The sequence below is a fragment of the Cobetia sp. genome (assembly GCF_983723665.1).
The window spans coordinates 2,379-5,868 of sequence record NZ_CFDJES010000140.1 but is presented as its reverse complement, the minus strand read 5'-3'; the positions used below and the strand labels follow the sequence as shown (position 1 = coordinate 5,868).

At 64.3% G+C, this 3,490-nt stretch carries 3 protein-coding genes; 2 read left to right on the top strand and 1 reads right to left on the bottom strand.

The window, feature by feature from the left end; translation table 11 throughout:
• Positions 1 to 710: IclR family transcriptional regulator (locus AC4FAH_RS12260; protein ID WP_483237302.1), on the bottom strand; the 710-nt coding region annotated here is incomplete at its 3' end.
• 118 nt (positions 711 to 828) lie between these two features.
• Here AC4FAH_RS12260 and AC4FAH_RS12255 point away from each other — a divergent pair.
• On the top strand, positions 829 to 2,409 hold the full coding sequence (locus AC4FAH_RS12255) for an MFS transporter (protein ID WP_490246109.1): 1,581 nt from the start codon (positions 829 to 831) through the stop codon (positions 2,407 to 2,409).
• 86 nt (positions 2,410 to 2,495) lie between these two features.
• Positions 2,496 to 3,490, top strand: a 995-nt coding sequence (locus tag AC4FAH_RS12250) for an HlyD family secretion protein (protein WP_490246108.1), incomplete at its 3' end; no start/stop codon positions are given.

Below are 3,490 nucleotides of genomic sequence, written 5' to 3'. Positions count from 1 at the left end.
GTCGCCTGCAGCGCGGCCTGAATCTCCGCCCTGCGCTCGCTGATGCGCCACGAGGGACCGACCACGGACACGGAGTAATGGCCCTGGCTGGTCTCCAGGCCGATAGCGATCGCGCCAACCCCCTGCATATGCTCATCCGAGTCATGACCGGTGCCGGTGCGACGCACCTCGGCCAGCTGCGTCAGCAGCGCCGGCATCGCGAGGGTGTTGTCCGTGTAGGCCGTGAGTTCCGTGCCCAGCAAGCGCTCCACCTGCTCATCCTCGAGATGCGAGAGCAGCACCTTGCCGCTGGCTGTCGCATGCAATGACAGGAAGTTGCCGGCCATCGGCGATACCCGCAGCGGCAGCGGCGACAACACCGAGTGCAGTATCAGCAGCTCATTGCCGCTCAGACTGCAGAGCACCACCGTTTCCTCGGTGGTGCCGCTCAACGCCTCCAGAAACGACTTGGCATGCGTGGTGATGTCGAGCTGGCTATGTCGCGCCAGCCGCATCAGCGCAGAGCCGAGCCGTATCCCACCATGGCCGTGGATTTCCAGCAGGTCTTCCTGGGCCAGCGCATCGACCAGCCGCTTGACGGTCGAGCGCGGCAGATCGTTCCTGGCGGCGATCTCCCCCAGGCTCATGCCCTGCTCACTGCCTTCCAGACTCTTGAGAATCGCCGCCACCCTGGCCACGACCTGCACGCCACTACCTTCTCTTGTGGACACAGACACAACTCCTTAACAAGCTAAATACTTGCCTAACAAAACCACCTAGTGGTACAGTGTACCGCACAACGAGACACCCAAGGTGTCTAGCGCTTCACCTCAAAACGGGAACTCTACAGTGGCCGCTCCTCAACCCTTCAATCTACGACTCGCACTCGGTCTTGTGGGCATTCTGCTCGCATCGCTGATGTCCGGTGTGGGAGAGCGTGTCACGCAGACCGTCCTGACGGATGTGGTCGGACACTTCGGCTTCTCCCACGATGAGGGCAGCTGGCTGACCACGATCTACAGCGCGGCGGAAGTCTCGATGATGCTGCTCGCCGGCTGGCTGGCCGTCACCTTCAGCCTGCGCCGCTTCGCGATCGGTGCCTGCCTGTCACTGGCCCTGTTCTCTCTGCTGGTGCCCCTGGCCGACAGCTTCCCGCTGATGGCGGGGCTGCGCGTTGCCCAGGGCCTGGCCTCCGGCAGCATCCTGCCGCTGCTGATGATGTCGGCGCTGCGCTTCCTGCCGTGGCACAGCAAGCTCTATGGCCTGTCGGCCTATGCGATGACGGCCACCTTCGGCCCTTATCTGTCGGCACCGCTGGCCGCTCTCTATGGCGACCTGGGCGACTGGAATCTGGTGTTCTGGGAAACCGCGCCGGTATGCCTTCTCGCCGCCGCGCTGGTCTCCTGGGGCCTGCCGCAGGACCCGCTCAAGCTGGAACGCTGCAAGCAGTTCGACTGGCTCGGTGCCTTGCTGGGCGTCACCGCCCTGTGCGCGCTGGTCGCCGGCATGACCCAGGGTGAGCGACTCGACTGGGGCAACTCGCCGTTGATCGTCGCCCTGCTGACCACGGGCGGGCTGGTCTTCGTGACCTTCCTGATCCATGAGTGGTTCCACCCGATGCCGCTCTACAAGCTGCAGCTGCTGGCACGCCGCAACTTTGCCTTCGGCATCATCACCCTGTGTACCTTCATGTTCCTGACCCTGGCCGCCGGCACCATTCCCGCCGCCTTCCTGGGGGAAGTGCAGGGCTATCGCCCCATGCAGCTGTTCCCGGTCATGTTGACCATGGCCCTGCCGCAGCTGCTGCTGGCACCGCTGGTGGCGACACTGATCAACCGCAAGAGCGTCGACAGCCGCTACGTGATGGCCACGGGCCTGGTGTTGATCCTGATCAGCTGCCTGCTGGGCTCGCAGCTCACCAGCGACTGGAATCGCGACAACTTCTATCTCATCGAGGTGCTCAACACCCTGGGCCAGCCGATGGTGGTGGTACCGCTGCTGATGAATGCCACCGGGGCGCTCAGCCCGCTGGAAGGGCCGTTCGCCACCGCGATGGTCAACTCGCTGCGCGCCCTGTTCACGGTGGTGGCCTCCACGGTCTACGGAAGCTTCCTCGTCACGCGTGAAGCCCTGCACACCACCCGCCTGGGCGAGGCACTCGGCCTGCAGGGCAATCAGCCCGCCGGACTCATCCAGGTCGATGCGGCAAGCGATATCACCACGCGCATCTCCGAGCAGGCCTCCGTGATGAGCTATGCGGATGCCTACCTCGCCATCATCCCCTTCGTGGTGGCGCTGCTGATACTGGTCATGGTGCTGCCGATCCGCGCCTATCCGCCACAACCGGCGCCGGCGCCGGCGCCGGCACCGGCACTTCAACCAGAGCCATCGCCAGCACAGCCCCCTCAAGCACAACCCTCCGGGGCATAGACACAGACAAAGCCGGCGGCTGCCCGCCAGCCAGGATTCAGCCACTTCCCCCTTCTTCGACATAGACGACGAGATACGACACCGACATGAACAAGACACGTACCACCCTACTGTTGAGCGTTCTGGCGCTCCTGCTGGTCGCGACCTACGCGGGCCTCTACTGGAAGGGCCACGATGGCCGCGAAGCCACCAACAATGCCTATGTGCGCGCCGATAGCGTGATGGTGACCACACGCGTCGCGGGCCAGATCGACAAGGTGCTGGTGGAAGACAACGAAGTGGTCAAGGAAGGCCAGATCCTGGCCACGCTGGATGACCGCGATTACCAGGCCTCCCTGCACTCCGCCCAGGCCGATCTCGCCGCCCAGCAGGCAGCGGTCGGTGACCTGGATGCCAACATCGAGCGTCAGCACGCCGTCGTGCAGCAGTCCATCGCCGAAGTGAAGTCCACCCAGGCCTCGCTGCGTTATGCGCGCAATGATGCCAAGCGTTACCGCAGCCTGCGCATGACCAACGCCGCCTCCCAGCAGGACAAGGAAAAGGCCGATGAACAGCAGGGCATCTGGGAAGCCAATCTCGTGCAGGCCCAGGCGGCTCAGCGCTCGGCGGAAAAGCAGATCGGCGTCCTTGAAGCCCAGCGCGTGGAAGCCCTGGCCGAGGTCGAACGCTCACGTGCAGCGCTCGAGCAGGCGGAACTGAACACCGGCTATACCGTCATTCGTGCGCCGAAGGACGGCATCGTCACCCAGCGCTCACTGCGTGTCGGCGCCTACGTGCAACCGGGTGATTCGCTGCTGGCCATCGTGCCGCACAAGGAAGCCTATGTCGTCGCCAACTATCTCGAGACCCAGATGGCCGAGATGGAGCCGGGCCAACCGGTCGAGATGACGCTGGATAGCCTGCCGGGCAAGACCTTCACTGGCCATGTCGACAGCATCGCACCGGCCTCCAGCAGCGCCTTCTCGGCCGTGGCCAGCGAGAACGCCACCGGCAACTTCACCAAGATCACCCAGCGCATGCCGGTCAAGATCGTGTTCGACCCGAACCAGCCCGACTTCGACAAGGTACGCATCGGCATGTC